Consider the following 22,662-nt stretch of genomic DNA (forward strand, 5'->3'; position numbering starts at 1 on the left):
CGGCCCCGCACCGGCGGTCCAGTACGTGAACCGGGTCTTGCGGAGTGGACGCGCGGCTTGGAGGATCGACCGGTCCTCCGGCGGCCGCACCCGCCGGCGGGCGCCCGCGAGCGAGGGAGAATGTGATCATGAAGCTGCTGCGAGTCGGTACGGCGGGCGCGGAGCGTCCCGCGCTGCTCGACGCCGGGGGGACCCTGCGCGACCTGTCGGGACTCGTGGACGATGTCGACGGCGCCCTGCTCGCCGACGCCGACGCGCTCGGCCGGATCCGCGCCGCCGGTGAGTCCGGCGAGCTGCCCGCGCTGGACCCGGCCGGGCTGCGGGTCGGCCCGCCGGTCGGCCGGATCGGCAAGGTCGTGTGCATCGGGCTGAACTACCACGACCACGCCCGCGAGACGGGTTCCGCGCCGCCCGCCGAGCCCGTCGTCTTCTTCAAGGCGGCGGACACGGTCGTCGGGCCCTACGACACCGTGCTCGTGCCGCGCGGGTCCACGAGGACCGACTGGGAGGTGGAGCTGGCGGTCGTCGTCGGCCGTACCGCCCGCTACCTGGAGTCGGCGGAGGAAGGGCTCGCCCACGTCGCCGGGTACGCCGTCGCGCACGACGTCTCCGAGCGGGAGTTCCAGATGGACCGGGGCGGCACGTGGGACAAGGGGAAGAACTGCGAGACGTTCAACCCGCTCGGCCCGTGGCTCGTGACGGCCGACGAGGTGCCCGACCCCCAGGCGCTGGGGCTGCGGCTGTGGGTCAACGGCGAGCTGAAGCAGGACGGTACGACCGCCGAGCAGATCTTCACCGTGGGCGAGGTCGTGCGGTACGTCAGCCGGTTCATGGTGCTGCACCCCGGCGACGTCATCAACACGGGCACGCCGGCCGGGGTCGCCTTCGGGCGGCCCGAGCCGAAGCCCTACCTGCGGGCGGGGGACGTGGTCGAGCTGGAGATCGACGGGCTGGGACGGCAGCGGCAGGAACTCGAGGACGCCTGACGCCCCGCCCGGGGGCGGGGGAACCGGACTTCGCACGGCTCCCCCGCCCCCGTGGCGTGTCTCAGCGCGGGTCCGGGTCCTTCTCCAGGAACTGTTCCAGGGCCTCGACCACGAACCGGTGGTCCTCCAGCTGCGGCAGGCCCGAGACCGTCACCGCGCCGACCACCCCGACGCCCTCGACGGTGATCGGGAAGGAGCCGCCGTGCGCCGCGTACGTGTCCGGGTCCAGGCGTGAGGACTCCTCGAACGTCGTGCCCTTCGCGCGGTGGCGCGATCCCACCAGGTAGGACGAGGCGCCGTAGCGCTCCACCACCCGGCGCTTGCGCGCGATCCAGGCGTCGTTGTCGGGGGCCGAGCCGGGCAGGGCCGCGTGGAAGAGCTGCTGTCCGGCGCGGTGGATGTCGACGGCCACCGGGGCCTGCCGCTCACGGGCCAGCTCCACCAGCAGCGAGCCGAGCGCCCAGGCGTCGTCGAAGGTGAACCGCTGGAAGACCAGCCGCCGTTCCTGCGCCTGCAGCTCCTCCAGGGTGGGGACGATCTCCGGGGTGAACCTGGGGGTCATCTCGTGGGTCACAGCGACACCGCCACTCCGTCTCGTGCCGAACGGCGGGCCGCCTCCAGGACGTCGAGGGCGGTTGCCGCCTCCGCGGCGGTCACCGGGTTGGGACCGCCGTCGGTCAGTGCCTTCGCCACCGCGGCGTAGTAGGCCGGGTAGTCGCCGGGCAGGGTCCGCACGGCCCCTCCGCCGCCGGTCTGCGGGGACTCGCCCGAACCGATGCGTCCCCACAGCTCCTCGGGCTCCTCGCCCCAGCCGGTGCCGGGCCGCCCGCCCTCGCGCAGCGCCGCCTCCTGCGGGTCCAGGCCGTACTTCACGTAGCCGGCCTTCGAGCCCAGCACCCGGAACCGCGGGCCGAGCTGGGCGGTCGTCGCGGAGGCGTAGAGGTGGGAGCGGACGCCGTTCGCGTGGGTGAGCGCGAGGAACGTGTCGTCGTCGGTCTCCGCGCCCGCGCGGCGGACGACCGCCTCGGCGTAGACCCGGGTGACCGGGCCGAAGAGGACCAGGGCCTGGTCGACGACATGGCTGCCGAGGTCGTACAGCAGGCCTCCGATCTCCGCCGGGTCGCCGGACTCGCGCCAGCCGCCCTTCGGCCGCGGCCGCCACCGCTCGAACCGGGACTCGAAGCGCCACACGTCGCCCAGCGCGCCCTCGGCCAGCAGCGCGCGCAGGGTGAGGAAGTCGTTGTCCCAGCGGCGGTTCTGGAAGACGGAGAGGAACAGCCCGCGCTTCTCGGCCAGAGCGGCCAGCTCCCGCGCCTCGGCGGCGGTGCCGGCGACCGGCTTGTCGACCACGACCGCGAGGTCCGCCTCGAGGGCGGTCCGGGCGAGCGGCACGTGCGTCCTGTTCGGGGACGCGACGACGATCAGGTCCAGGTCCCCGGAGCGGGCGAACAGCTCGTCGGGGGTGCCGGCGAGGCGCACGTCCGGGAACTCGGCGCGGGCCTGCTCCTGCCGCTCGGGGTTCGAGGTGACCACCGTGTCGAGGACGAGGCCCTCGGTGGCGGCGATCAGCGGGGCGTGGAAGACGGAGCCGGCCAGACCGTAGCCGATCAGGCCCACGCGGAGAGGGGTACCAGTCATGCGACCTACTTTCGCAACGCTGTTGCCAAAGTGCAAGCGCAGGGGAGAATGGGCCCGTGAACAGGACGAACGGCGGCACGGCGGGTGGCAGGAGCGATGCGGGCGGCACGGGTGGCGTGAGCGGTGTGGGGGGCACGGGCGACCCCGGTGGTGAGAGCGGGGCCGGTGGTGCGAGCGGTCCGAACGGCCTCGGCGGTCGGAGCGGCCCCGGTGGCTCCAGCGGCCCCGGTGGCGCGCGCGGTGTGGGCGGCGCGGCGGGGGGCGCCGTCGGCGCGAACCTCCTCGCCGTGCGCAGTCACAACGCCGCGCTCGTGCTCGACCTGCTCCGCACGGCCGGACCGGACGGCATCAGCCGGCTCGAACTCGCCGAGCGCACCGGCCTCACCCCGCAGGCCGTCAGCAAGATCACCGCCCGGCTGCGGGAGGAGGGTCTCGCGGCGGAGGCCGGCCGGCGCGCCTCCACGGGCGGCAAGCCGCGCACCGTGCTGCGGCTGGTGCCGGCGGCCGCGCACGCGGTCGGCGTCCACCTCGACCGCGACGAACTGCGGATCGTCCTCACCGACCTCGACGGGAGCGTGGTCGGGGAGCGCCGGGGCCCGCTCGACCTGGGGGCCGGGGCGGAGGCGGTGCTGGGGGCGGTGGAACGGGGCGTCGGCGAAGTGGTGGGACAGGAGCGGGGGGACAAGCGGGCGGAGCAGGGGCGGGAGCGGGAGCCGGGGCGCGGACCCGGCCGGGCGTCGCGGCTGCTCGGTGTCGGCGTCGCCCTGCCCGGTCCGCTGGACCACACCCGCGGCGTCCTGCACCGCGTCACCGGCTTCCCGGAGTGGGACGGCTTCCCCCTGCGGGACGCGCTGGCGCGGCGGCTCGGCGTTCCCGTGGTCGTCGACAAGGACACCAACGCCGCCGCCCTCGGCCTCGCCGTCGCCGGCGAACACGGCTCCTTCGCCTACCTCCACCTCGGTACGGGACTCGGCGCCGGCCTGGTCATCGACGGCAGGGTGCACCGCGGGGCGCGCACCGGGGCGGGGGAGTTCGGCCACCAGGTCCTCCAGCTGGACGGGCCGCCGTGCCCGTGCGGCGACCGCGGCTGTGTCGAGGCGCTGTGCCTCGCGGCCATCGGCCGGGGCGACGTGGCGGAGGCGGCCCGGGTGCTGGGCACCGCCGCCGCGAACCTCGCCGGTCTGCTCGACATCGACCGGGTCCTCCTCGGCGGCCGCACGGTCACCGCCGCCCCGGACCCCTTCGTGGCCGGCGTCGCGGCCGTCCTCGCCGCGCGCGCCGCCCGGCAGGGCTCCCCGGAGCTCGCCGTACCGGTACGGCTCGCGCCCGACGGCACCGGCGGCGCCCGAGGCTCCGGCGGCCCGGCCGGGGTGGCGGAGGGCGCCGCCCACCTGCTCCTGGGACCGGTGTTCGGACGGACGGACGTGTGAGGGGGACGGACGTGCGAAGGGCCGCGGAGCCGCACGAGGCGTACGGGACCCCGGGGCGTACAGGACGCACGAGGCGCACGAGGCGTAAGGGACGCACGAGACGTGCGGAGGCCAGGGGAGTTCCGGATCCTCCGCCGAACGAATGCATGCGCACGGCCGTACGGTGCGGCAGCCCCCGTCCGTCGCCTCCCTCCGGCAGGCTCACGTGTTCATGCGACTGTGCACACCCGTTTCCCTCTGCCTCGCCGCAGCCGCCGTCCTGTCCGCCGTGCTGTCGCCGGGGCCCGCCGCCGCGGAAGCCGGACCCGGTTGTGCGGGGGCGGACGCGAGGGAGTTCCCGCTCACCACCCGGCTGCACGGCGGGCCCGGCGCCTACCGTGCCGGGGGCGGCCACGGCACCTGGTACATCGACCTCACCAACACCACCCGCCACGCCTGCGCCGGCGTGCACCCGGTCGTCGTCCTCGTCGACTCCGCGCACGCCCTGAAGCCGTCCCAGCCCCGCCTGGAGTTCTACGCCGGAGGCCGTCCGCACCCCGTCCGCTTCGAGGCGACCGACGAGGACGAACTCGTCGGAGCACTCGCGGACGCCCCCGACGACGCGCGGGATCCGGACGACGCGCCGGATCCCACCGAGCCGGGCGGTCCCACCGAGCCGGACGGTCCCGCGGACCCCGTCCGGCCCCCCGAGCCCGCGGAGCGGTCCGCTCCCTTCCCCGGTTTCACCGTCCCCCCGGGGCGGACCCTCACCGTGAAGCTGCGCCTGTCGTTCGGCCCGGACGCCGTGCCCAACCACGTCACGGCCAACGCGGCGGTCGTCCAGCGCCGGGGCGACGACGGCGAGTGGGTCGGACAGTCGAACGACTACCGCTTCGCCGTCGAGAAGGAGGGCGGGGGCGACTCCGCGACCGAGCCCGCCCCCCGGCGGTCCTCCACCCCCGCCCCCCGGCAGTCCGCCACGACCGTCGCCCCCGACACCTCGCCCTCGTCCGACACGTCCCCCTTCCCCTCCCTGGCCCCCTCACCGTCCCCCTCCGCCCCGCCCTCCCTGGCCGAGGAGGCGCAGGAACTGGCCCTCACCGGGCTCTCCTCCCCGGCCGGCGTCCTCACCGTCACCACCGGTCTCCTCGCCGCGGGCGCCACCCTCGTCCTGCTCCGCAAGCGCCGCTGAGGGACCGCTGAGGGACCGCCGAGGGGCTGTCGGCGGGCTGTCGGCGGGCCGCCGAGGGTCCGCCGAGGGTCCGCCGCGGGGACTGCCGAAGGGATCCCGGGGTACCGGTGGGGCCCCGCCGGGGCGCGGCCCCGTTCACCTGGTGATCGGCCGGGTCCCGATCACGCGGTCGTGGCTACGCTGGGGGCGTCGGTACGCCGTGGTTCCGGCGCGCCCGCACCGTCCGCACGCACGCCAGGAGACGCACCACATGGCAGACCGCAAGCCCATCGAGTCGTGGCTCACCGACATGGACGGGGTGCTCATCCACGAGGGCGTCCCGATCCCCGGCGCAGACTCCTTCCTGAAGAAGCTGCGCGAGTCGGGCCGGCCCTTCCTCGTGCTGACGAACAACTCGATCTACACCCCGCGCGACCTGCACGCCCGGCTGCGCCGCATGGGCCTGGAGGTGCCGATCGAGAACATCTGGACCTCGGCCCTGGCCACCGCCCAGTTCCTGGACGACCAGCGGCCCGACGGTTCGGCGTACGTCATCGGCGAGGCCGGTCTGACCACGGCGCTGCACGACATCGGCTACATCCTCACCGACCACGAGCCGGACTACGTCGTCCTCGGCGAGACCCGCACCTACTCCTTCGAGGCCATGACGAAGGCGGTGCGGCTGATCAACGACGGCGCCCGCTTCATCTGCACCAACCCGGACGAGACCGGCCCCTCCACCGAGGGCCCGCTGCCCGCGACCGGCGCGGTGGCCGCGCTCATCACCAAGGCGACCGGCAAGCGGCCCTACTTCGCGGGCAAGCCCAACCCGCTGATGATGCGCACGGGGCTGAACGCGATCGGCGCCCACTCCGAGACCAGCGCGATGATCGGCGACCGCATGGACACCGACGTGCTGGCCGGCATGGAGGCCGGGATGCAGACGTTCCTGGTGCTCACCGGCCTGACCCGGCCCGAGGACGTGGAGGGCTTCCCGTACCGCCCCTCGAAGGTGGTCGACTCGATCGCGGACCTCGTCGACCGGATCTGAGACCCGCCGCCGGGCACGGGCGCCCGGACGGAGCAGCGGTGCCCCGCTGGAGATGCGGGGCACCGGCGCACGGGGGAGCCTCCGGGTACCGGGAGGTTCACGATGGGTTCGGTGAAAGTCACACTCCGCGCGGCCGTCGCGACCGCCGCCTCGCTCGCGGCGGTCCTCGTCCTCGCCCCCACGGCGTACGCCGCCGACCCCGCGGGCCGCGTCTCGGTGACCCCGTCGGCCCCGGCCCCCGGCGACGAGGTCGCCCTCGACGTCACCGGCTGCCCGGGCGGGAGGGCCACCGCGTGGTCCGGGGCGTTCGTCTCCGACGCGCCCCTGGTCGGCTCGGGCGGCTCACTGTCCGGTGAGACCCGGATCCGCACCTCGCTCACCCCCGGTTCCCACCACGTGACGATCGTCTGCGCCGACGCCGACGCCGACGCCGACGCCGAGATCGAGGGCGCGGTCGAGGTCGTGGCGGCCACCGCCCGGCCCACCGCCCCCGCGTCCCCGGTCGCGCCGGTCCTGGCGGGCGGCGGGGGCGCGGCGCCCCCGACCGCCGCCGGCGACGACTCCCGCGTGGCGGGCCCCGGCCTCGCCCACGCGGTCACCGGTCTGCTGCTGGCCGGCGCCGCCGCCGTCGCCGTGGTGCTGCGCGGGGTCCGGCGGCGCCGCGGGAAGGAATGACCGTGCCCGGACGGGAACGCGGCTCCGGGCGGCTCCTCGCCGGCCTGGTGTGGACGCTGCTGTTGTCCGGCCTGTGGCTGTGGGGCAGCGAGGCGACCGACGTGCGGCCCGGGGCCGCCGCCGGCGCCTCGGGTGACATGGCCGCGGTGGGCCGGCCCGCCGCCCCCGGGCTGCCGCCCGCCGCCCGGCCCCTGGCCCCCGCGGTGCCGCAGCGCGTGGACATCCCGGCCCTGGGCGTGCAGGCCCCGGTCGTGGCCCGCGGCCTGGACGCCCGGGGCGCGATCGCCGCACCGCCCTACGAGCAGGCGGGCGTCGTCGGCTGGTACGCGGCCGGGGTGCGGCCCGGTGCCGCCGGTGCCGCGCTGATGGTCGGTCACGTCGACACCGAGACCCGCCCCGCCGTCTTCCACCGGCTGGGCACGCTCACGGCCGGCGAGACGGTCCGGGTGGTCCGCGCCGACGGTGAGGTCGCCGAGTTCACCGTCGACGACGTCACGGTGGTCCGGCGCGACGCCTTCGACGCCCACCGCGCCTACGGCGCCCGCGAGCCGGGCCGCGCCGAGCTGCGGCTGATCACCTGCGGCGGCACCTTCGACCGGGCGAGCCGCAGCTACACGGCCAACGTGATCGTGTCGGCGTACCTGACCGGCACCGCGCCCTGAGGCCGTCCGTCCGGACCGTCGGCCGGGCGGCCGCCCGTACCTGCCCGGGACAGCGGAAAGCCCCCCGCTCGCGCGAGGGGCTTTCCGGTCGGTGCGCCGCCAGGGACTCGAACCCCGGACCCGCTGATTAAGAGTCAGCTGCTCTAACCAACTGAGCTAGCGGCGCCTGCTGACGACGTTAACTCTACATGACCTCCGGGGGTGCTCCTGACGCCCGGACGGGCCCCCGGACCTGCCCCGTACTCCCGGAAGGGGCCCGCGTACGTCGTTCGGCCCGTCAGCGGGCGCGCCCGCAGGGAGGTTGGTGAAGACTGACGGACGTGCACGGTCGCGGACGTTTCCAGCTGCAGGGCGAGGGGATCGCATGGCCGCTCCGGTGTCCGGGGAGTGCGGTCCCGCGAGCGACGGGAACGCCCCGGACGCGTCGGCCTGAGGCGGGCCGCCGAGGCCTTCCGGCGCACCCGGGGCCGGCCGGCCGGGGGCCCGTGGCCTCGGGCCCGGTGCCTTCGGGGCCGGTGCATCCGGGGCCCGTGCGCCCGGGGTCGGCGCACCCGGGGCCGGTGCGGCGGGGCGGCCGACGGCCGGCCGGGGCCGGAGAACCGGCGGCGGCCGTTCCCGTGGGCCGGCCGCCCGGTGGGCCCGGACGTCCGGGCGGGCGCGCGGCGGCCCCGGTCGTCCCCGGTCGTCCCCGTCCACTGTCACGGCGTATCTGGCGCGGAGGCTGGAGGCACGCATGAGCACGACCACTTCTCGCACGCCCGGACCGGAGGGGCCGGCCCGGCCCGCCCGGTTGATCCAGAACGAGGCGACCACCGAGATCCCCGTCCACCTGCTGTTCCGTGACGACCCCGGGCCGATGCCGGTGCCGGTGCCGCTCGGGCCCGTCGTCGTGGGCAGCCGGGCGGGCACCGGGGAGCAGCCGAGGTTCCGCGGCCGGACCCCGGCACGGGCGCGGCCGGTCGCGCAGGCCGACCCGGAGCTCGTCGAGCGGCCCGGCCGCGTGCTGCCCGGCGCGGTCGGCGTGGCCGCCGGGGTGTGCGGGGCGGCGGGCTGCGTGGCCGCCTCGTGGTGGGCGGGGGTGCTGCCGCCGGCGGTGGCGCAGGCCCTCGCGCTGCCCGCGTCGGCCGGTGCCGGACTCGGCCCCGCGCAGTGGGCGGCGTACGCGGGGGCGGGCGCCCTCGGCCTGTTCGGCTTCGGCGGGCTGGCGCGCGGCAGGACCGGGCGGGCCTGGGTGCTCGACCTGTTCGGCCGCTACCGCGGGACGGTCCGGCGCACCGGCCTGCTGTGGGTGAACCCGCTGCTGCTGCGCCGCCGGGTCGACGTACGGCTGCGGCACTGGCGCAGCGAGGCGATGCCCGCGGCCGACGGCGACGGGGTCGCGCTGCGGGTGGAGGCGCTCGTGGTGTGGCGGGTGCGGGACACCGCGCGGGCCACCCTCGGCGTGGAGGACCACGAGACGTATCTGCGCGAGTGCGTCGAGGCGGCGCTCGCCCGCGTCCCGGTGGGGACGCCGGGCGCCGGGCGGGGGGCGGTCGAGGCGTGCGGGGAGGCGCTGACCCGGCGGGTCGCGCGGGACGCGGACGCCGTCGGCCTGGAGGTGTACTCGGTGCGGCCGCTGCGCGTCGAGTACGCCCCCGAGGTGGCGGCCGCCATGGACCGGCGCCGGATCGCCGCGCTGGACGCCCGGCAGCGGGCGTCGGTGCTGGGCTCGGTGGTGGACTCGGTGGAGGACACGGTGACCCGGCTGGCCGTGCGCGGGCTGGTGGAACTCGACGACCACGAGCGCAAGGCGCTGGTGAAGGACCTGACGGTGGCGTTCTGCTCGGGGCGGGGGGAGCGGTCGTCCTGACGACCCGTCGAACACGTCCTCCTATTGGTATGGACATGTCCAACGATCGGCAATAATCTCGAACTTGGTCTAGACCTGCACGCCTCACGGAACCTCCCCACGTTCTCCAGGAGCGGCAGCATGCGCAAAAAGACCAAGTGGTACGCCGCCGCGCTCGGCCTCACCACGGCGGGAGCCCTCGTGCTCACCACCGGAGGCGCGAGCGGCCACGGCTACACCGACCTCCCCGTCAGCAGGCAGAAGCTCTGCCAGAACGGCACCGTCGCCGACTGCGGCAACATCCAGTGGGAGCCGCAGAGCGTCGAGGGCCCCAAGGGCTTCCCGGCCGCCGGACCGGCCGACGGCCGGATCTGTTCGGCGAACAACACCCCGTTCGCCCAGCTCGACAGCCCGAGGACCCCGTCGGGCGGGGCCTGGCCGACCACCCGGGTGAGCGGCGGCCAGTCCTACACGTTCCGCTGGCAGTTCACCGCCATGCACGCCACGACCGACTTCAGGTACTACGTCACCAGGCCGGGCTGGAACCAGAACCACAACCTCGCCCGCTCCGACCTCAACCTGACGCCGTTCCTCACGGTGCCCTACGGCGGCCGGCGCCCGCCGCAGACCCTCTCCCACAGCGGCACCCTGCCGTCCGGGCTGAGCGGGCACCACGTCGTCGTCGCCGTCTGGACGGTCGCCGACACGGCCAACGCGTTCTACGCCTGTTCCGACGTCACCTTCTGATTCCCGGGGCCGCAGGAGCGGCGGCCGCCACCGGGCGACGGCCGCACACGCCGAAGGGCCCCCCGTGTCTCCACGAGGGGCCCTTCTTCGGTGCGCCGCCAGGGACTCGAACCCCGGACCCGCTGATTAAGAGTCAGCTGCTCTAACCAACTGAGCTAGCGGCGCATGACTCCCGCCTTCCGCTTTCCGCGGCCGGCGACGAAGAAAATACTACCCGGTCCTCGGGGGTGCTCCGGACCAGGCGCCGCCGGCCGCCGGGGAGCCGTCCGTCCGGGACGGCCCCCCGGGGCGAAGGAGCCGGACGGGCGGGCGGGGCTTTCGGAGCGCGCCCGGGAGGGACGGCACTCCTAGAGCGACAGCGAGAGCAGCACGCCGGTGGCGTTCCGGTTCAGGGTGTCGGCGGCCTCGCGCAGGCGGTGGGCGTGTTCGACGGGCAGGGACAGGGCCAGGCAGCCCGCGGTGGAGCCGGCCGTGATCGGGACGGCCGCGCAGACCGTGCCCACGGCGTACTCCTGGAGGTCGAGCACCGGGACCGTGGGCGGCTGCGACGCCAGACGGGAGAGCAGCAGCCTGTCGCTGGTGATGGTGCGCGAGGTGAGACGCGCCATCCGGTGCCGGGACAGGTGGTCGCGCCGGCCGTCGTGGTCGAGCTGGCCGAGAAGGCTCTTGCCGAGCGCGGTGGCGTGGGCGCAGGAACGGAAGTCGACCCACTCGTTGACGGCGGGCGTGGCCGGGCCGTCGGCGTACTGGGTGACGGTGACCTCCCCGTCGACGTAGCGGCTCATGTAGACGGCGGCGCCGACGCGGTCGCGCAGCCGGTCCAGGGTCTGCTGGAGCTGGTCCCTCAGGGCCTCCTCGTGGTGGTGCGCGGACGCCAGGCGGGTCAGGGCGGCGCCGGTGACGTACGCCCCGTCGGCGACCTGCTCGACGTATCCCTCGCGGCGCAGCATCCGCAGGAGCGGGGTCAGTCGCTCCGTGCCGAGGCCGGTCTCGCGGGTCAGTTCGGCGTCGGTGACGCCTGTGGTGTGCCGGGCCACCGTCTCCAGGACGCGCAGGGCGTCCTGGGTCGAGTCGTACGGCGCGGTCGGCTCGTGTCTCAGCGCCACGGTTCCCCCTGCGCTTGCTGTCTGGGCCGTAATCCGGTCGGTGAACCTGTTCCACGATATCCGGCGACGGGTCCGCGGGAAGGTGCGTCGAGCGGATTGCCGAGCGGATCACGGCCCTCTCAGCAGCGGGATCGTTCCGCCGGAACATGCCGGAGGCGCGGCGCGGGCGCCGCGCCGGTCTCACAGCACGGCGCTGAGGAACTCCCGCGTCCGCTCCTGCTCCGGCTCGCTGAAGATCTTCTCCGGCGGGCCCGACTCGATGACCCGGCCCGAGTCGAACATCAGGACCTGGTCCGAGATGTCCCGGGCGAAGCTCATCTCGTGGGTGACGCAGAGCATCGTGATGTCGGTGGTGCGGGCGATGTCCCGCAGCACGTCCAGGACGCCGGCCACCAGCTCCGGGTCCAGCGCGGAGGTGACCTCGTCCAGGAGCAGGATCCGCGGCCGCATCGCCAGCGCCCGCGCGATCGCCACCCGCTGCTGCTGGCCGCCGGACAGCTGGGTCGGGTACTTGTCGACGTGCTCGCCCAGACCCACCATGTCGAGCAGCTCGCGGGCCCGCTGCTCGGCCTCGTCCCGGGACAGGCCGAGGACGGTGACCGGGGCCTCGGTGACGTTGCGCAGCACCTTCATGTTCGGGAACAGGTTGAACTGCTGGAAGACCATCCCGATGTCCTTGCGGACCTCGCGGACGTGTTTCTCGCCGGCCCGGACGAGCCTGCCGCCCCGCTCCTCGTGGGTCAGGTACCGGCCGCCCACCCTGATCGTCCCCTCGTCGGGCGTGGCCAGGGTCATCAGCAGCCGCAGGATCGTCGTCTTGCCGGATCCCGACGGGCCGATCAGCGTGACGTGCTTGCCGGAGTCGACGGAGAAGTCGAGCCGGTCGAGGACGGTGTGGTCGCCGAAGCGCTTGGTGACCTGGTCGAAGCGGATCAGCTCGCTGCCGTCCACGGGCGGATTGGTGGCGGTGGTGGCGGTGGTGCCGGTGTGCCGCGTGGCGCGGGTCCCGGCCGCACGGGTCTCGGTGGCGCGGGTCTCGGCCGTACGAGCCTCGGTGGCACGGGTCTCGGCGGCATTGCTCTCAGCGGACAAGGCGTCGCTCCAGGGCTCGGATCAGGAGGGAGGCGGGGTAGGCGATGGCGATGAAGGCCACGCCCACGACGGTGAGCGCCTCGGTGGTGAAGGTCTCGTTGCTGAAGGACTGGGCCTCGCCGAGCATGTCGAGGGCGCCGATGGTGGCGATCATCGGCGAGTCCTTGAGCATGGCGACGACGTAGTTGCCCAGCGGCGGGACGACGCGGCGGAGGGCCTGCGGAAGGATCACCGCCCGCCAGGTGCGGGCCCTGGACAGGCTCAGCGCGGTGGCCGCCTCCCACTGGCCGGCGGGGACACCGTCGATGCCCGCGCGGTAGACCTCGGCGGTGTAGGTGGAGTAGTGCAGGCCGAGGCCGACGATGCCGGTGGTGAGCGGCGACATCGACGGGCCGAAGTTCGGCACCACGTAGAACAGGAAGAACAGCTGCACCAGCAGCGGGGTGTTGCGGACGAACTCGGTGACGGCGACGACCGGCCAGCGCACCCACGCCCGCCCGGACCGCTGGGCCAGCGCCCACACCAGACCCAGCGCGAACGCGATCAGGGTGCCGGCGGCCAGGGCCTGCAGGGTGACGAGCACGCCGTCCCAGAACCGCGGCATGAAGTCTTCCACGACGTTCCAGTCCCAGTTCATCCCTTGCCTCCCACGGCCTGCGAGCCGGCCAAGGGGCTCGCGCCCCGGGCGCCGGACTTCCTGGCCGGCTTCTCCGGCAGCCGGCCGACGCCGGCCTTCGCCCTGCGTTCCAGCAGCCGCATGCCGCGGGTGAGGACGAAGGCGAGGACGAAGTAGAGGACCAGCAGCAGGGTGTAGACCGGGGTGGTCTCGTTGGTGCCGAGCCGGAGCAGGTTGCCGGCGAACGTCATGTCGGCCACCGTGATGACCGAGACCAGGGCGGTCCCCTTCAGCAGCTCGATCAGCAGGTTGTTGAACGGCGGCACCATCGCGGGCCACGCCTGGGGCAGCTCGATCAGGCGCAGCCGCTGCCAGTGGGTGAAGTTGAGCGCGACGCCCGCCTCCTTCTGCGCCGGGGGGACGGCGGCCAGAGCGCCGCGGACGACCTCCGAGCCGTAGGCGCCGTAGGTCAGGCCGAGCGCGCTGACACCGGCCCACATGGGCACCAGCTGCCAGCCGAAGAGGGGCAGGGCGAAGAACATCCAGAACATCAGTACCAGCGCCGACATGCCCCGGAAGACCTCGAAGTAGGTCCCGGCGAGGAAGCGGACGATCCAGTACCGCGAACCGCGGGCCAGGCCGACCCCGAACGCGACGGCCGCGCCGAGGGCCGCCGCGTACACCGTGACCTGGACGGTGACCCAGACGCCCGGCAGGAACCAGGTGGTGAGGAACTGCGTACTCATCATCAGCCGCACAACTCCTTCGCCGTGAGGTCCGTCATGTCGTCCATGCCGAAACCGAAGGGGCCGACGATCTTCAGCAGCTCCTCGTAGTCGTTCTCCTTGAGCTTCAGCAGTTCCTCGTTGAAGGCGTCACGGAGGTTCTTCTCGGACATCCGGAAGGCGAACCCGCCCGCGCCGTAGGCGGGCCTGCCGTCCACCACGGGCTGGAACGGCTCGGTCGCCGACACGCGTGCGGAGCCCGCCACCGCCGACGTGACCGTGATGCGGGTGCCCGCGAAGGCGTCCACCCGGCCCTGGGCCACCGCGTCCAGGCCGGCCACCTGGTCCGGGAGCACGAGGACGTCGCGGATGCCGGCGGCCCTGGCGTAGTCGATCTGGGCGTAGGCCTTGCCGGAGGCCAGCGTGAGCCCCTTCTTCTTGACGTCCGCGTACGTCCTGATGCCGTGCGGATTGCCCTTCCTGACGATGAAGGAGTCCAGCATCAGGTAGTCCGGGTCGGCGAACAGGACCTGCTCGCACCGGACCGGATTGATGTACATGCCGGCGGACACCACGTCGAACTGCCGCGCCTTCAGCCCGGGTATGAGGGCGCCGAAGTCCACCGGCACCGGCTCGACCTCGTCGATCCCGAGCCGCTCGAAGACCACCTCCGCGATCGCCGGCGCCTGCCCGGTGGCCCGTCCGTCGTCCCCGATGTACCCGAAGGGCGGCTCGCTGGCGATGCCGATCTTCACGGATCCCCGCTCGCGCAGGGTGTCCAGAAGACCACCCCCCAGGACTTTCCCGTCACCCGGGACGCGGCTGCAGCCGGCCGCCCCGATACCCGCCGCCGAGCCCAGCGACAACGCTCCGACGAGCAGCGAGCGGCGGCCGATCCCTGGGCGGGATCTGCCGGGGGTTCCTGATCGATGTGCTTGTGGTCGAGCCATGGGCGCGCGGCTACCCCGACCTGATGCGGGTCATGCGGATCACTTTCGGCCCCGGCACCGGCGCCGGGACCCTCCCGGCGGACGGGGGACCGCCGGGGAGCGGGCGTACGGCACGGAGGGCGGAGGGCGGAGGGCGGAGGGCGGAGGGCGGGGCGGGGGTGCGGTCGGGGGAGGTGAGCCGGGGGAGGTGAGCCGGGACACGGCGGTGCGGGACGGTGGTCCGGGGGCGGAGGGGCGAGGGAGCGGAGGGGGGTGTCGGTGCCGGTGCCGGTGCGCAGCCTCGGCCGGGCGCGCTCCGTCCGGACCCGCCATCGTCAACGCGGGCTCCGGCACGGCCCGTTGCGCCGTCCTGCCCTGGCCGGGGCGGCGCCCCGCACCGTCTCGGCCAACCAGGTGACGAAGTGGGCGGCGTTGCGCCGATGGGGTACCCGAGCCGTGGGGCCGTACCAGGCTCTGCTGGACGAGCGGGGCGCGACCGGCCCCCGCCCCGCCGGAAGAACAGCAGGAAGGCTGGACATGACCGCACTCGGATTCCTCTACCCGGGCCACTCCGCCGAGGACGACTACCCGCGCATCGAGCAGCTCCTGGGCAGTGACATCCGGCTGGACCTGGCCCACACGGACCTCGGTGAGGACGCCCACCGCGTTGACGCCCTGCGGCAGCTGGGGGCGCCCGAGCGGCTGGCGGCCGGCGTCGAGCAGCTGCGGTTGTCCGGCGCGGAGGCGGTCGTGTGGGCCTCCACCAGCGGTGGCTTCGTGCACGGCTGGGAGGGCGCCCACGAGCAGGTGCGCGCCCTGGCCCGTGCCGCCGGGATGCCCGCCTCCTCCACGTCCTTCGGCTTCGTCCACGCGGCGAAGGAGATCGGCGCCGCGCGGGTCGCGATCGGGGCGACCTACCCCGACGAGGTCGCCGGGCTCTTCGCCGGATTCCTGCGGGCCGGCGGCGTCGAGGTGACGGCACTGCGCGGCTCCGGCCTCGGCATCGCCGCCGAGGTCGGCACGTGGGGGGAGGCGCAGGTGCTCGCCCTGGCCCGCGAGGCCGACACCCCCGACGCGGACGCGGTCCTCCTCCCCGACACCGGCCTGCACACCGTCGCCCACCTCGCCGCCCTGGAGAAGGACCTCGGCAAGCCGGTCCTCACCGCCAACCAGGTGACCGTCTGGGAGGCCCTGCGCCTGACCGACCGCCGGGTGAACGCGCCCGGCCTGGGCACGCTGTTCACCCGGGAGCCGATCGTGCAGGCGTGAGCGGCGGAGCACGGTGCCCGTGACCCACCAGCGCCCGTGACCCACCGGCCGCGCGCCGGACCCGGCGCTTCCGCCCGCTGCCGGGTGCACGGGGCGGCTGCGGGGGTGCGCTGCTCCAGATGCGCCGGCCGTCCGCCTGGTGGCTGTCGGGGTGTGACGCCTCGGGTCTCCGGTCGTTCGCGGATGCCCGCCGGGACGATGCTCCGGGCGCGCCGGGTGTCCGCCGGGTGTTCGCCGGAGGGCGCTGCTCCGGGCCTTCGGCAGTCTGCGGGGTGACTGCCGAGGGCGCGGCGCTCCGGGGGCACCGGTCGTCCGCCGGGTGCTTGCCGGGGTGTGATGCCCCGGTCTTCGGTTCCTGGCCCCTGGCCTCCGGCTCCCGACCCCTGGCCTTCGGCCCCCGGTCGTCCGCCGGGCCAGGCACCCCCCCGGTACGCCCCTGGCCTTCGGCTCCCGACCCCCGGCCCCCGGCCTCCGGCCGTCCGCTGGGCCAGGCGCCCCCCCGTACGCCCCTCGCCACCGGCAGGGAATAAGCGGGGACAGCCTCCTGTTAGCGTCCGACGGACAGTGCACGCCGAGATGCAGGAGGAACCCCCGTGGCGGCAGACGAGACGGCGGCAGGCGAGAACAGGGCCGGTGGAGCGGCGGCCGGCGAGGCGGGGGCCGGTGACGTGTCGGCCGGTGACGTGTCGGCCGACGGGATCCGCGGCGCGGTGCACGGCGGTGCTCCCGCCCCCCTCTCCGTACTGGACCTGGTCACCGTCGGTTCCGGGTACACCGCCACCGACGCCCTGCGCACCTCCGTCGACCTCGCCCGGCTCGCCGAGGCCCGCGGCTTCCACCGGTACTGGGTCGCCGAGCACCACTCGATGCCGGGCGTCGCCTCCTCCTCGCCCGCGGTGATCCTGGCCCACCTCGCCGCCCACACCGACCGCATCCGGCTCGGCTCGGGCGGCGTCATGCTGCCCAACCATGCCCCGCTGGTGATCGCCGAGCAGTTCGGCACCCTGGAGGCGCTCGCCCCCGGGCGCGTCGACCTCGGTCTCGGCCGCGCCCCCGGCACCGACGGCGCCACCGCCGCCGCCCTGCGCCGCACCGACCGGCTGCACGAGGGCGCCGACGACTTCCCCGAGCAGCTCGCCGAGCTGACCCGGTTCCTCGACGACGACTTCCCCGACGGGCACCCCTACCGGCGTATCCACGCCGTCCCCGGCCCCGTCCAGGCCACCTCTCCCGGCGGCGTCCAGTCCCGGCACCGCCCGCCGGTGTGGCTGCTCGGCTCCTCCGGGTTCAGCGCCCGGCTGGCCGGCCTGCTCGGCCTGCCGTTCGCCTTCGCGCACCACTTCTCCGCGCAGAACACCGTCCCGGCCCTGGACCTCTACCGGGAGTCCTTCCGGCCGTCGGCGGTCCTCGACGAGCCGTACGCCCTCATCGGCGTCTCGGTGCTCGCCGCCGACGACGAGCGCGAGGCGCGCCGCCAGGTGCTGGCCACCGGCCTGAACATGGTCCGGCTGCGCGGCGGCCGACCCGGCCTGTCGCCCTCCCCGCAGGAGGCCGAGGCCCATGAGTTCACCCCGCTGGAGCGGGAGTTCGTCGACTCCTGGACGGCGAACATCATCCACGGCACGGCCGACGAGGTCCGCTCCGGCCTCGACGGCCTGCACAAGCGCACCGGTGCCGACGAGCTGATGCTCACCAGCCACGCCCACCGGGGCGACCTGCGCCTGCGCTCCTACGAACTCGTCGCGGACGCCTACGGGTTGCCGACCGCGTAGGACGCGCCGGCCATCAGCTCGGAGATGCGGTCCGGCGGCACCGGGCGGGAGTAGAGCCACCCCTGCCCGGTGTCGCAGCCGATCCGGCGCAGCCGGCCGGCCTGCGCGGACGTCTCCACGCACTCCGCGGTCACGGTCAGCCCGAGCCGGTGCGCGAGGGCGATCATCGCCTCGACGACGACCTCGTCCGCCGGATTCGGCGGCGCGCCCGTGCCCTCGTACTGGAAGCCGCGCACGAACGACCCGTCCAGCTTGAGCACCGACACCGGGAGCCGGCTCAGGTACGCCAGGTTGGAGTAGCCGGTGCCGAAGTCGTCGATGGCGATGTTCACGCCCATGTCGCTGAGCGCCTGGAGGGCCTGCAGCGGACGCCCGGCCGAACCCATCACCGCGGACTCCGTCAGTTCCAACTGGAGCAGCGAGGGGTCCAGTTCGGTCTCGGCGAGGATCTCCGCCACGTCGGCCACCAGGTCGGAGTCCCACACCTGACGGACCGCCACGTTGACGCTCACGAACAGCGGCGGACCGTCCGGACGGGCCAACTGCCAGGACCGCGCCTGCCGGCAGGCGGTGGCCAGCACCCAGCGTCCCAGCGGCACGATGGAGCCGTCCTCCTCGGCCAGCGAGACGAACCGATTCGGCGGCAGCAGGCCGAACCGGGGGTGGTCCCAGCGCACCAGCGCCTCCACCCCCCGCAGCCGGCCGTCCGACATCCCCACCAGCGGCTGGTAGTCGAGCCGGAACTCGCCCCGCTCGATGGCCGGCCGCAGGGTGGAGGCCAGTGCCTGACGGGTCATCAGGTGCGCGTTGCGCTCCGGGTCGAACAGCGTCCAGCGGTCCTTGCCGTCCACCTTCGCCCAGTGCAGGGTCGTGTCGGCCGCCTGCATCAGCCCGGTGGCGGTGGTGCCGGCCGCGTGCCGCTCGACGACCCCGATCGAGGCGGAGACGTTCAGCCGCTGCCCCGAGAGGTCGAACGGCGCCTGGAGCGCCTTCAGTACGGACTCGGCGAGATCCGCGAGCTGTTCGGTGCCCGTGGAGTCCTCCACCAGCAGGGCGAACTCGTCCCCGCCGAGCCGCGCCACCAGCGGCACGCCCGGCCGGGTCCGCCCTGCCTCCCGCGCGCACGTGGTCAGCCGCTCCGCGACGGCGGCCAGCAGCCGGTCGCCGACCCGGTGGCCGAGCGTGTCGTTGACGGCCTTGAACCCGTCCAGGTCGAGGTAGCACAGCCCGATCCGGCCGGTTCCGCTCCGCTCGTACGACTCCGTCTCCAGCGCTCCCGCCACCCGCTCGAAGAACAGGGTGCGGTTGGGCAGCAGGGTCACCGGATCGTGCATCTGGAGGTGGCGCAGCCGGGCCTGCAGCTCCCGGTGACCGCTGACGTCGGTGACCGACAGCAGGACGCCGCCGGCACCGCCGTCCAGGGGTGCCACCGTGACCTGGGCCCACAACGAGCACCCGTCGGGCCGCTTCAGCCGCCGTGTGCAGCACAGCTCCGCCCGGCGGCCGCGGAGCACCTCCCGGTAGGCGTGCCGGGTGAGCGCGTCGGAGGCCAGGTCCAGCAGGTCGGCGGCGGACCGCCCGACCAGCCCCGCGGACCCGGCGCCCAGCAGCGCGCCGAACGCCTCGTTGGCGTCGGCGACCAGGCCGTCGCGGTCCACGACCGCCATGGCGAAGGGCGCGGCCGCGAAGACGGAACGGTAGGCCGGCGGCCCGCCGTCGATGTCCCCGGCGGCACCCCTACGAGTAGATGCCTTGATATCACTCACCGTGACGGCTGACCGGTCGAGGTCTGCCGCGGGCGTCGGCCCTTCGGACGTTCCGCTCACCGCTCGCTCCCGCAGTGCACTCGATCGCTGTCCGCGCAGGAAAGTCTGCCGATCATAGAGGCTGCCCCCGGACGTCCGCAGCCATTGCCCAGTGTCCCGGAACGACCGACGTTTCTGACAGATCGTTTCTGCCCCCGGTGGACCGGTTCTGCGGGCGGGCGACCACTTGTGACGTTCCGTGAGTGTTCCGGGGACGTCGGCATGATGCCCCGTTTCCGCGTCCTCACTCGTCCGGCGCAGACAAACAGGGCGCAATGCGTGCAATTCCCACAGGCTGGGGGCGGTGTCCCGTGAACCGCTCCCGGAGGTCCCCGTGCCGCGACAGCTCCCGCGCCCCCGACTGCGCAGCACCGCGGCCATGTTCACCACCCTCGCGGCACTCGCCGCGACCTGCCTCATCAGCGCCCCCGCCGCGGAACCCTTCTCCGCCACCCCCTGCGCGCTCAGGCGCACGGGCGCCCACCACTCCGAGGGTCTGGACACCTGGAACGCCGCCTATCCGCGGCCCTCCCGCGCCCTCGACGCGGTGATGATCTTCCTGTCGTTCCCGGACCGGGCGCCGACGGTCCCCCCGGCCGAACTCGCCGCCGACCACTTCCCGGCCACCAGCGACTACTTCCGGCAGGCCTCCTACGGCAGGTTCGCCCTGCGCGCGCACCCCCTGGAGCGCTGGATCCGGATGCCGAAGCCGTCCACCGCGTACGCCATACGGCGGGACTGGAGCGCCGCGCACCGTGGCGCCTACCTGCGCGACGCCCTCGCCGCCGCCGACGGACAGGTCGACTTCTCCCGCTACGACGTCGTCTACCTCGTCGCCGACCCGGACGCCCCCGGCGTGGACTCCGACGCCACCAAGGTCGTCAACATGGACACCCCGCTGCGCGCCGACGGCACCGCCATCCGGCGGATCGTCACGGTCTTCGAGCAGCATCCGCCGGACCGGCTCGTCCTCGCCCACGAGACCGGGCACGTGTTCGACCTGCCGGACCTGTACCGCCGCCCCGCGGACGGCAAGGGCGACTGGGACACGCACGTCGGCGACTGGGACCTGATGGGCAGCCAGTTCGGTCTCGCCCCGGACCTGTTCGCCTGGCACAAGTGGAAGCTTGGCTGGCTGGAACCGCACCAGGTGACGTGCGTGCCCCGCGGGACGCCGACCCGCCTGACGCTGGAGCCGGTGGGCGCCGGGCCGGACCTGCCGGTGAGCCGGGCCGCCGGCTCGCCGGCCTTCGGGCTCGGCGACGGCACCAAGCTCGCGGTCGTGCGCACCGGGGCCGACAGCGCGCTCGCCTTCGAGGCCCGCGGCCGCATCGGCAACGACCGCGCGTCCTGCAGCTCGGGCGTGCTCGTCTACCGCGTCCAGAGCGGCGCGGCGTCCGGCCGCGGCCCGGTCGAGGTGGTCGACGCCCACCCCGCCACCGACGCCTGCTGGGGCGACTCGGTCTACCCGCCCCTCGCCGACGCCCCGGTCGGCGCCGGCGAGAGCTTCACCGTGCCGGGGGAGGGCGTACGGGTGGACGTGGAGGAGCGCACCGCGGCGGGGTCGTGGACGGTCCGGATCACGGCGTAGGACCTGTCCGGTGCGGCGTGACGTGGTGCGGCGTGATGGGTCGGAGGGGCCTGTCCGACACGCCCCGGCGGAAAGGCCGGCCGGGCGGAAGAGCGGGCACGCAAAAGGCCCCCCGCTCGCGCGAGGGGCCTTGCTGTCTGTGCGCCGCCAGGGACTCGAACCCCGGACCCGCTGATTAAGAGTCAGCTGCTCTAACCAACTGAGCTAGCGGCGCCTGCTGACGTCGTAGACATTAGCATCCGGATCCGAGGCGTGAGAAATCGATATCCGCACGGCGGCGCGGGCGGCCCGCACGGCCGCCCAGAGCAGGATCTCCGGGCCCGGCAGCCAGGGGTGCCGGGCGTCCGGGGCGGTGACCCACCGGGCGGCGGCCCCGCTCTCCCGCGGGGCGAGCGGGGCCGGCACGGTGACCGCGTCCCCGTTGCCGTGGCACAGCAGCGGTGGCACCGTCCCCGTGCGCCCGTCCCGGCGGCCGTCGGCGTCCCACTCCTCCCACTCCAGGAGCGAGGGGAGGCGCTGGGCGGTGCCGGGTGCGGCGAACAGCAGCATCCGCCCGCGGAACGCGGCCACCGGCCCGGAGCCCGGCCCCTCGTCCCACAGCCGGTCCAGCATCAGCCGCCCGAACATCGCGGGGGCGCTGACGACGTCGAAGGCGGAACCGCAGGGCAGTACGACCGGGGCGTACGGGCGCTCCCTCCACAGGGCCAGGGTGCTGCGGGAGAAGGGGGCCGCGGACGCCAGCCAGGCGACGCCGTCCGCGGTGATCCCGCGGGTGTCGTGGCGGTCGGTGTCCGGGACGTTCCGTGCGCCGGCGTTCGGTGCGCTGCTCATGCCGACAAGGTCTACCCGGGGTGAGCGGGTGGCTCCGCAGGGTTGCGGGAAGTCGGGACGGGAGGGGAGGAGAGGGGGTATCTTGCCCGCCCGGCGCGGGACCGGCCTGACGCGGGGTGACCGGCGTGGACGCGGGGCGCCGCGCGCGGTGTCACACGGGGTCGGCGTGCCCGCGCCCCTCGGCGTCCCCGCTCAGCAGGTCCCGCCCGAACTCGACCATCTTCTTCGCGTAGTCCTCGGTCCACTCGGCGCGGTCGGCGATGTCCGCCGCCGTCAGCCGGTCGAAGCGGCGCGGATCGGCGAGCTGGGCCGCGGCCACGGCCTGGAACTCCATCGCCCGGTCGGCCGCCGCGCGGAAGGCCTGCGTCAGTTCCGTGGCACGCGTCAGCAGCGCGCCGGGGTCGTCCATCGACTCCAGGTCGAAGAAGTGTTCCGGATCACCGGCCGCCTCGGCGGGCTCGAAGAGCAGGGGCGCGGGGCGTAGCCGCGGTTCGTTCCGACCCGGCGTGGGCTCCGCCATGTCTTCTCCTTCTCGTACGGTCGGGATGGCGCCACTGGTGAGCGGACCACCCTCCATTGTCCCCCGGCGGCGCAAGGGGCCGGGGTCCCGGCCTTCTCAAGCGATCCGCCCCCGGCGATGTTCCCCAGCCGACGGCACTTCCAAGCCACCCGGCGCCGGCTGTCTCCCCGGACCGCCTCCGGCGGCGTGCCGGACCCCGTCCGGAGGCGGCAGCGGGGGCGGGGGCCGAGGCGGGCCGG

21 protein-coding genes and 3 tRNA genes are annotated in these 22,662 nt (G+C 74.6%); 11 read left to right on the forward strand and 13 right to left on the reverse strand.

The features are described 5' to 3' along the window. Positions 1-128 precede the first annotated feature (128 nt). Positions 129-986 carry a fumarylacetoacetate hydrolase family protein gene (locus tag ACZ5FU_RS15540; protein WP_451776048.1) on the forward strand — a complete coding sequence of 286 codons (858 nt, stop codon included), beginning with the start codon at positions 129-131 and terminating at the stop codon, positions 984-986. 61 nt (positions 987-1,047) lie between these two features. On the opposite strand, the gene ACZ5FU_RS15545 is transcribed toward ACZ5FU_RS15540, so the two are convergent. Together ACZ5FU_RS15545 and ACZ5FU_RS15550 are read right to left on the reverse strand one after the other, a co-directional pair. After that, on the reverse strand, positions 1,048-1,548 hold the full coding sequence (locus ACZ5FU_RS15545; RefSeq protein ID WP_451529081.1) for a heme-degrading domain-containing protein: 501 nt from the start codon (positions 1,546-1,548) through the stop codon (positions 1,048-1,050). Positions 1,549-1,556: 8 nt separating this feature from the next. After that, positions 1,557-2,624: a Gfo/Idh/MocA family protein gene (locus ACZ5FU_RS15550; protein ID WP_469045443.1), complete on the reverse strand. Its 1,068-nt coding sequence runs from the start codon at positions 2,622-2,624 to the stop codon at positions 1,557-1,559. 287 nt (positions 2,625-2,911) lie between these two features. On the opposite strand from ACZ5FU_RS15550, the gene ACZ5FU_RS15555 reads away from it, so the two are divergent. From ACZ5FU_RS15555 to ACZ5FU_RS15575, 5 genes are all read left to right on the forward strand, one after another. Continuing rightward, on the forward strand, positions 2,912-4,054 hold the full coding sequence (locus tag ACZ5FU_RS15555; RefSeq protein ID WP_469045444.1) for an ROK family transcriptional regulator: 1,143 nt from the start codon (positions 2,912-2,914) through the stop codon (positions 4,052-4,054). A gap of 211 nt (positions 4,055-4,265) precedes the next feature. After that, complete coding sequence (locus ACZ5FU_RS15560) at positions 4,266-5,225, forward strand: hypothetical protein (protein WP_468835388.1); 960 nt, start codon at positions 4,266-4,268, stop codon at positions 5,223-5,225. 250 nt (positions 5,226-5,475) lie between these two features. Further along, the gene (locus ACZ5FU_RS15565; protein WP_451529046.1) at positions 5,476-6,255 is read left to right on the forward strand and encodes an HAD-IIA family hydrolase; all 780 of its coding nucleotides are present in this window, start codon (positions 5,476-5,478) and stop codon (positions 6,253-6,255) included. Between the two features lie 102 nt (positions 6,256-6,357). Further along, positions 6,358-6,930 carry a hypothetical protein gene (locus ACZ5FU_RS15570; RefSeq protein ID WP_469045445.1) on the forward strand — a complete coding sequence of 191 codons (573 nt, stop codon included), beginning with the start codon at positions 6,358-6,360 and terminating at the stop codon, positions 6,928-6,930. Continuing rightward, positions 6,927-7,592: a class F sortase gene (locus ACZ5FU_RS15575; RefSeq protein WP_468835385.1), complete on the forward strand. Its 666-nt coding sequence runs from the start codon at positions 6,927-6,929 to the stop codon at positions 7,590-7,592. Before ACZ5FU_RS15570 ends, ACZ5FU_RS15575 begins: the two co-directional genes overlap by 4 nt. Positions 7,593-7,684: 92 nt before the next feature. Here the strand turns inward: ACZ5FU_RS15575 and ACZ5FU_RS15580 are convergent. Then, positions 7,685-7,758, reverse strand: a tRNA-Lys gene (locus tag ACZ5FU_RS15580). A 567-nt stretch (positions 7,759-8,325) separates the two neighbouring features. Here ACZ5FU_RS15580 and ACZ5FU_RS15585 point away from each other — a divergent pair. Beyond that, positions 8,326-9,441, forward strand: coding sequence for an SPFH domain-containing protein (locus ACZ5FU_RS15585; protein ID WP_468835382.1), 1,116 nt, complete (start codon positions 8,326-8,328; stop codon positions 9,439-9,441). Positions 9,442-9,561: 120 nt separating this feature from the next. Then, complete coding sequence (locus ACZ5FU_RS15590; RefSeq protein ID WP_469045446.1) at positions 9,562-10,167, forward strand: lytic polysaccharide monooxygenase auxiliary activity family 9 protein; 606 nt, start codon at positions 9,562-9,564, stop codon at positions 10,165-10,167. Between the two features lie 91 nt (positions 10,168-10,258). Here ACZ5FU_RS15590 and ACZ5FU_RS15595 read toward each other — a convergent pair. The 6 genes from ACZ5FU_RS15595 to ehuB all read right to left on the reverse strand — a co-directional run bounded on the left by ACZ5FU_RS15595 (position 10,259) and on the right by ehuB (position 14,656). Beyond that, positions 10,259-10,332: transfer RNA gene (locus tag ACZ5FU_RS15595), tRNA-Lys, on the reverse strand. Between the two features lie 182 nt (positions 10,333-10,514). Further along, the gene (locus ACZ5FU_RS15600; protein WP_469045447.1) at positions 10,515-11,273 is read right to left on the reverse strand and encodes an IclR family transcriptional regulator; all 759 of its coding nucleotides are present in this window, start codon (positions 11,271-11,273) and stop codon (positions 10,515-10,517) included. A 180-nt stretch (positions 11,274-11,453) separates the two neighbouring features. Further along, positions 11,454-12,224, reverse strand: a complete 771-nt coding sequence (gene ehuA, locus ACZ5FU_RS15605) for an ectoine/hydroxyectoine ABC transporter ATP-binding protein EhuA (RefSeq protein ID WP_451529083.1) — start codon at positions 12,222-12,224, stop codon at positions 11,454-11,456. 130 nt (positions 12,225-12,354) lie between these two features. After that, positions 12,355-13,002, reverse strand: a complete 648-nt coding sequence (gene ehuD / locus ACZ5FU_RS15610; protein WP_451529052.1) for an ectoine/hydroxyectoine ABC transporter permease subunit EhuD — start codon at positions 13,000-13,002, stop codon at positions 12,355-12,357. Continuing rightward, positions 12,999-13,730 (reverse strand): ectoine/hydroxyectoine ABC transporter permease subunit EhuC, encoded by a 732-nt coding sequence (gene ehuC, locus ACZ5FU_RS15615; RefSeq protein WP_469045448.1) that lies wholly within the window; start codon positions 13,728-13,730, stop codon positions 12,999-13,001. Before ehuC ends, ehuD begins: the two co-directional genes overlap by 4 nt. Beyond that, positions 13,730-14,656: an ectoine/hydroxyectoine ABC transporter substrate-binding protein EhuB gene (gene ehuB / locus ACZ5FU_RS15620; RefSeq protein WP_451529054.1), complete on the reverse strand. Its 927-nt coding sequence runs from the start codon at positions 14,654-14,656 to the stop codon at positions 13,730-13,732. Before ehuB ends, ehuC begins: the two co-directional genes overlap by 1 nt. A gap of 516 nt (positions 14,657-15,172) precedes the next feature. On the opposite strand from ehuB, the gene ACZ5FU_RS15625 reads away from it, so the two are divergent. Next, a complete protein-coding gene (locus tag ACZ5FU_RS15625; RefSeq protein ID WP_451529055.1) occupies positions 15,173-15,904 on the forward strand; it encodes a maleate cis-trans isomerase family protein in 732 nt (243 codons plus the stop codon). 683 nt (positions 15,905-16,587) lie between these two features. Then, positions 16,588-17,676 (forward strand): LLM class flavin-dependent oxidoreductase, encoded by a 1,089-nt coding sequence (locus ACZ5FU_RS15630; protein WP_451529056.1) that lies wholly within the window; start codon positions 16,588-16,590, stop codon positions 17,674-17,676. On the opposite strand, the gene ACZ5FU_RS15635 is transcribed toward ACZ5FU_RS15630, so the two are convergent. Continuing rightward, entirely contained in the window at positions 17,655-19,502 is a 1,848-nt protein-coding gene (locus ACZ5FU_RS15635; protein ID WP_469045449.1) for a putative bifunctional diguanylate cyclase/phosphodiesterase, read from the reverse strand. The two genes, ACZ5FU_RS15630 and ACZ5FU_RS15635, sit on opposite strands and share 22 nt — an antisense overlap. A gap of 313 nt (positions 19,503-19,815) precedes the next feature. Here ACZ5FU_RS15635 and ACZ5FU_RS15640 point away from each other — a divergent pair, with 313 nt between their 5' ends. Beyond that, on the forward strand, positions 19,816-21,072 hold the full coding sequence (locus ACZ5FU_RS15640; RefSeq protein ID WP_451529058.1) for a M6 family metalloprotease domain-containing protein: 1,257 nt from the start codon (positions 19,816-19,818) through the stop codon (positions 21,070-21,072). A gap of 140 nt (positions 21,073-21,212) precedes the next feature. On the opposite strand, the gene ACZ5FU_RS15645 is transcribed toward ACZ5FU_RS15640, so the two are convergent. From ACZ5FU_RS15645 to ACZ5FU_RS15655, 3 genes are all read right to left on the reverse strand, one after another. Then, positions 21,213-21,286, reverse strand: a tRNA-Lys gene (locus ACZ5FU_RS15645). Next, positions 21,277-21,903, reverse strand: a complete 627-nt coding sequence (locus ACZ5FU_RS15650) for a bifunctional DNA primase/polymerase (RefSeq protein WP_451529059.1) — start codon at positions 21,901-21,903, stop codon at positions 21,277-21,279. Before ACZ5FU_RS15650 ends, ACZ5FU_RS15645 begins: the two co-directional genes overlap by 10 nt. Positions 21,904-22,054: 151 nt before the next feature. Beyond that, on the reverse strand, positions 22,055-22,423 hold the full coding sequence (locus ACZ5FU_RS15655) for a hypothetical protein (protein WP_451529060.1): 369 nt from the start codon (positions 22,421-22,423) through the stop codon (positions 22,055-22,057). Positions 22,424-22,662: the final 239 nt, after the last annotated feature.

It is taken from the genome of Streptomyces sp. NPDC031554 (assembly GCF_055580685.1).

Excerpts from the sequence above, each read along its gene's own strand:
- ACZ5FU_RS15540 (WP_451776048.1), top strand. The coding sequence starts at position 129 with ATGAAGCTGCTGCGAGTCGGTACGGCGGGCGCGGAGCGTCCCGCGCTG.
- ACZ5FU_RS15545 (WP_451529081.1), bottom strand. The coding sequence starts at position 1,548 with ATGACCCCCAGGTTCACCCCGGAGATCGTCCCCACCCTGGAGGAGCTG.
- ACZ5FU_RS15550 (WP_469045443.1), bottom strand. The coding sequence starts at position 2,624 with ATGACTGGTACCCCTCTCCGCGTGGGCCTGATCGGCTACGGTCTGGCC.
- ACZ5FU_RS15560 (WP_468835388.1), top strand. The coding sequence starts at position 4,266 with ATGCGACTGTGCACACCCGTTTCCCTCTGCCTCGCCGCAGCCGCCGTC.
- ACZ5FU_RS15565 (WP_451529046.1), top strand. The coding sequence starts at position 5,476 with ATGGCAGACCGCAAGCCCATCGAGTCGTGGCTCACCGACATGGACGGG.
- ACZ5FU_RS15570 (WP_469045445.1), top strand. The coding sequence starts at position 6,358 with ATGGGTTCGGTGAAAGTCACACTCCGCGCGGCCGTCGCGACCGCCGCC.
- ACZ5FU_RS15575 (WP_468835385.1), top strand. The coding sequence starts at position 6,927 with ATGACCGTGCCCGGACGGGAACGCGGCTCCGGGCGGCTCCTCGCCGGC.
- ACZ5FU_RS15585 (WP_468835382.1), top strand. The coding sequence starts at position 8,326 with ATGAGCACGACCACTTCTCGCACGCCCGGACCGGAGGGGCCGGCCCGG.
- ACZ5FU_RS15590 (WP_469045446.1), top strand. The coding sequence starts at position 9,562 with ATGCGCAAAAAGACCAAGTGGTACGCCGCCGCGCTCGGCCTCACCACG.
- ehuD (WP_451529052.1), bottom strand. The coding sequence starts at position 13,002 with ATGAACTGGGACTGGAACGTCGTGGAAGACTTCATGCCGCGGTTCTGG.
- ehuC (WP_469045448.1), bottom strand. The coding sequence starts at position 13,730 with ATGATGAGTACGCAGTTCCTCACCACCTGGTTCCTGCCGGGCGTCTGG.
- ehuB (WP_451529054.1), bottom strand. The coding sequence starts at position 14,656 with ATGGCTCGACCACAAGCACATCGATCAGGAACCCCCGGCAGATCCCGC.
- ACZ5FU_RS15625 (WP_451529055.1), top strand. The coding sequence starts at position 15,173 with ATGACCGCACTCGGATTCCTCTACCCGGGCCACTCCGCCGAGGACGAC.
- ACZ5FU_RS15650 (WP_451529059.1), bottom strand. The coding sequence starts at position 21,903 with ATGAGCAGCGCACCGAACGCCGGCGCACGGAACGTCCCGGACACCGAC.
- ACZ5FU_RS15655 (WP_451529060.1), bottom strand. The coding sequence starts at position 22,423 with ATGGCGGAGCCCACGCCGGGTCGGAACGAACCGCGGCTACGCCCCGCG.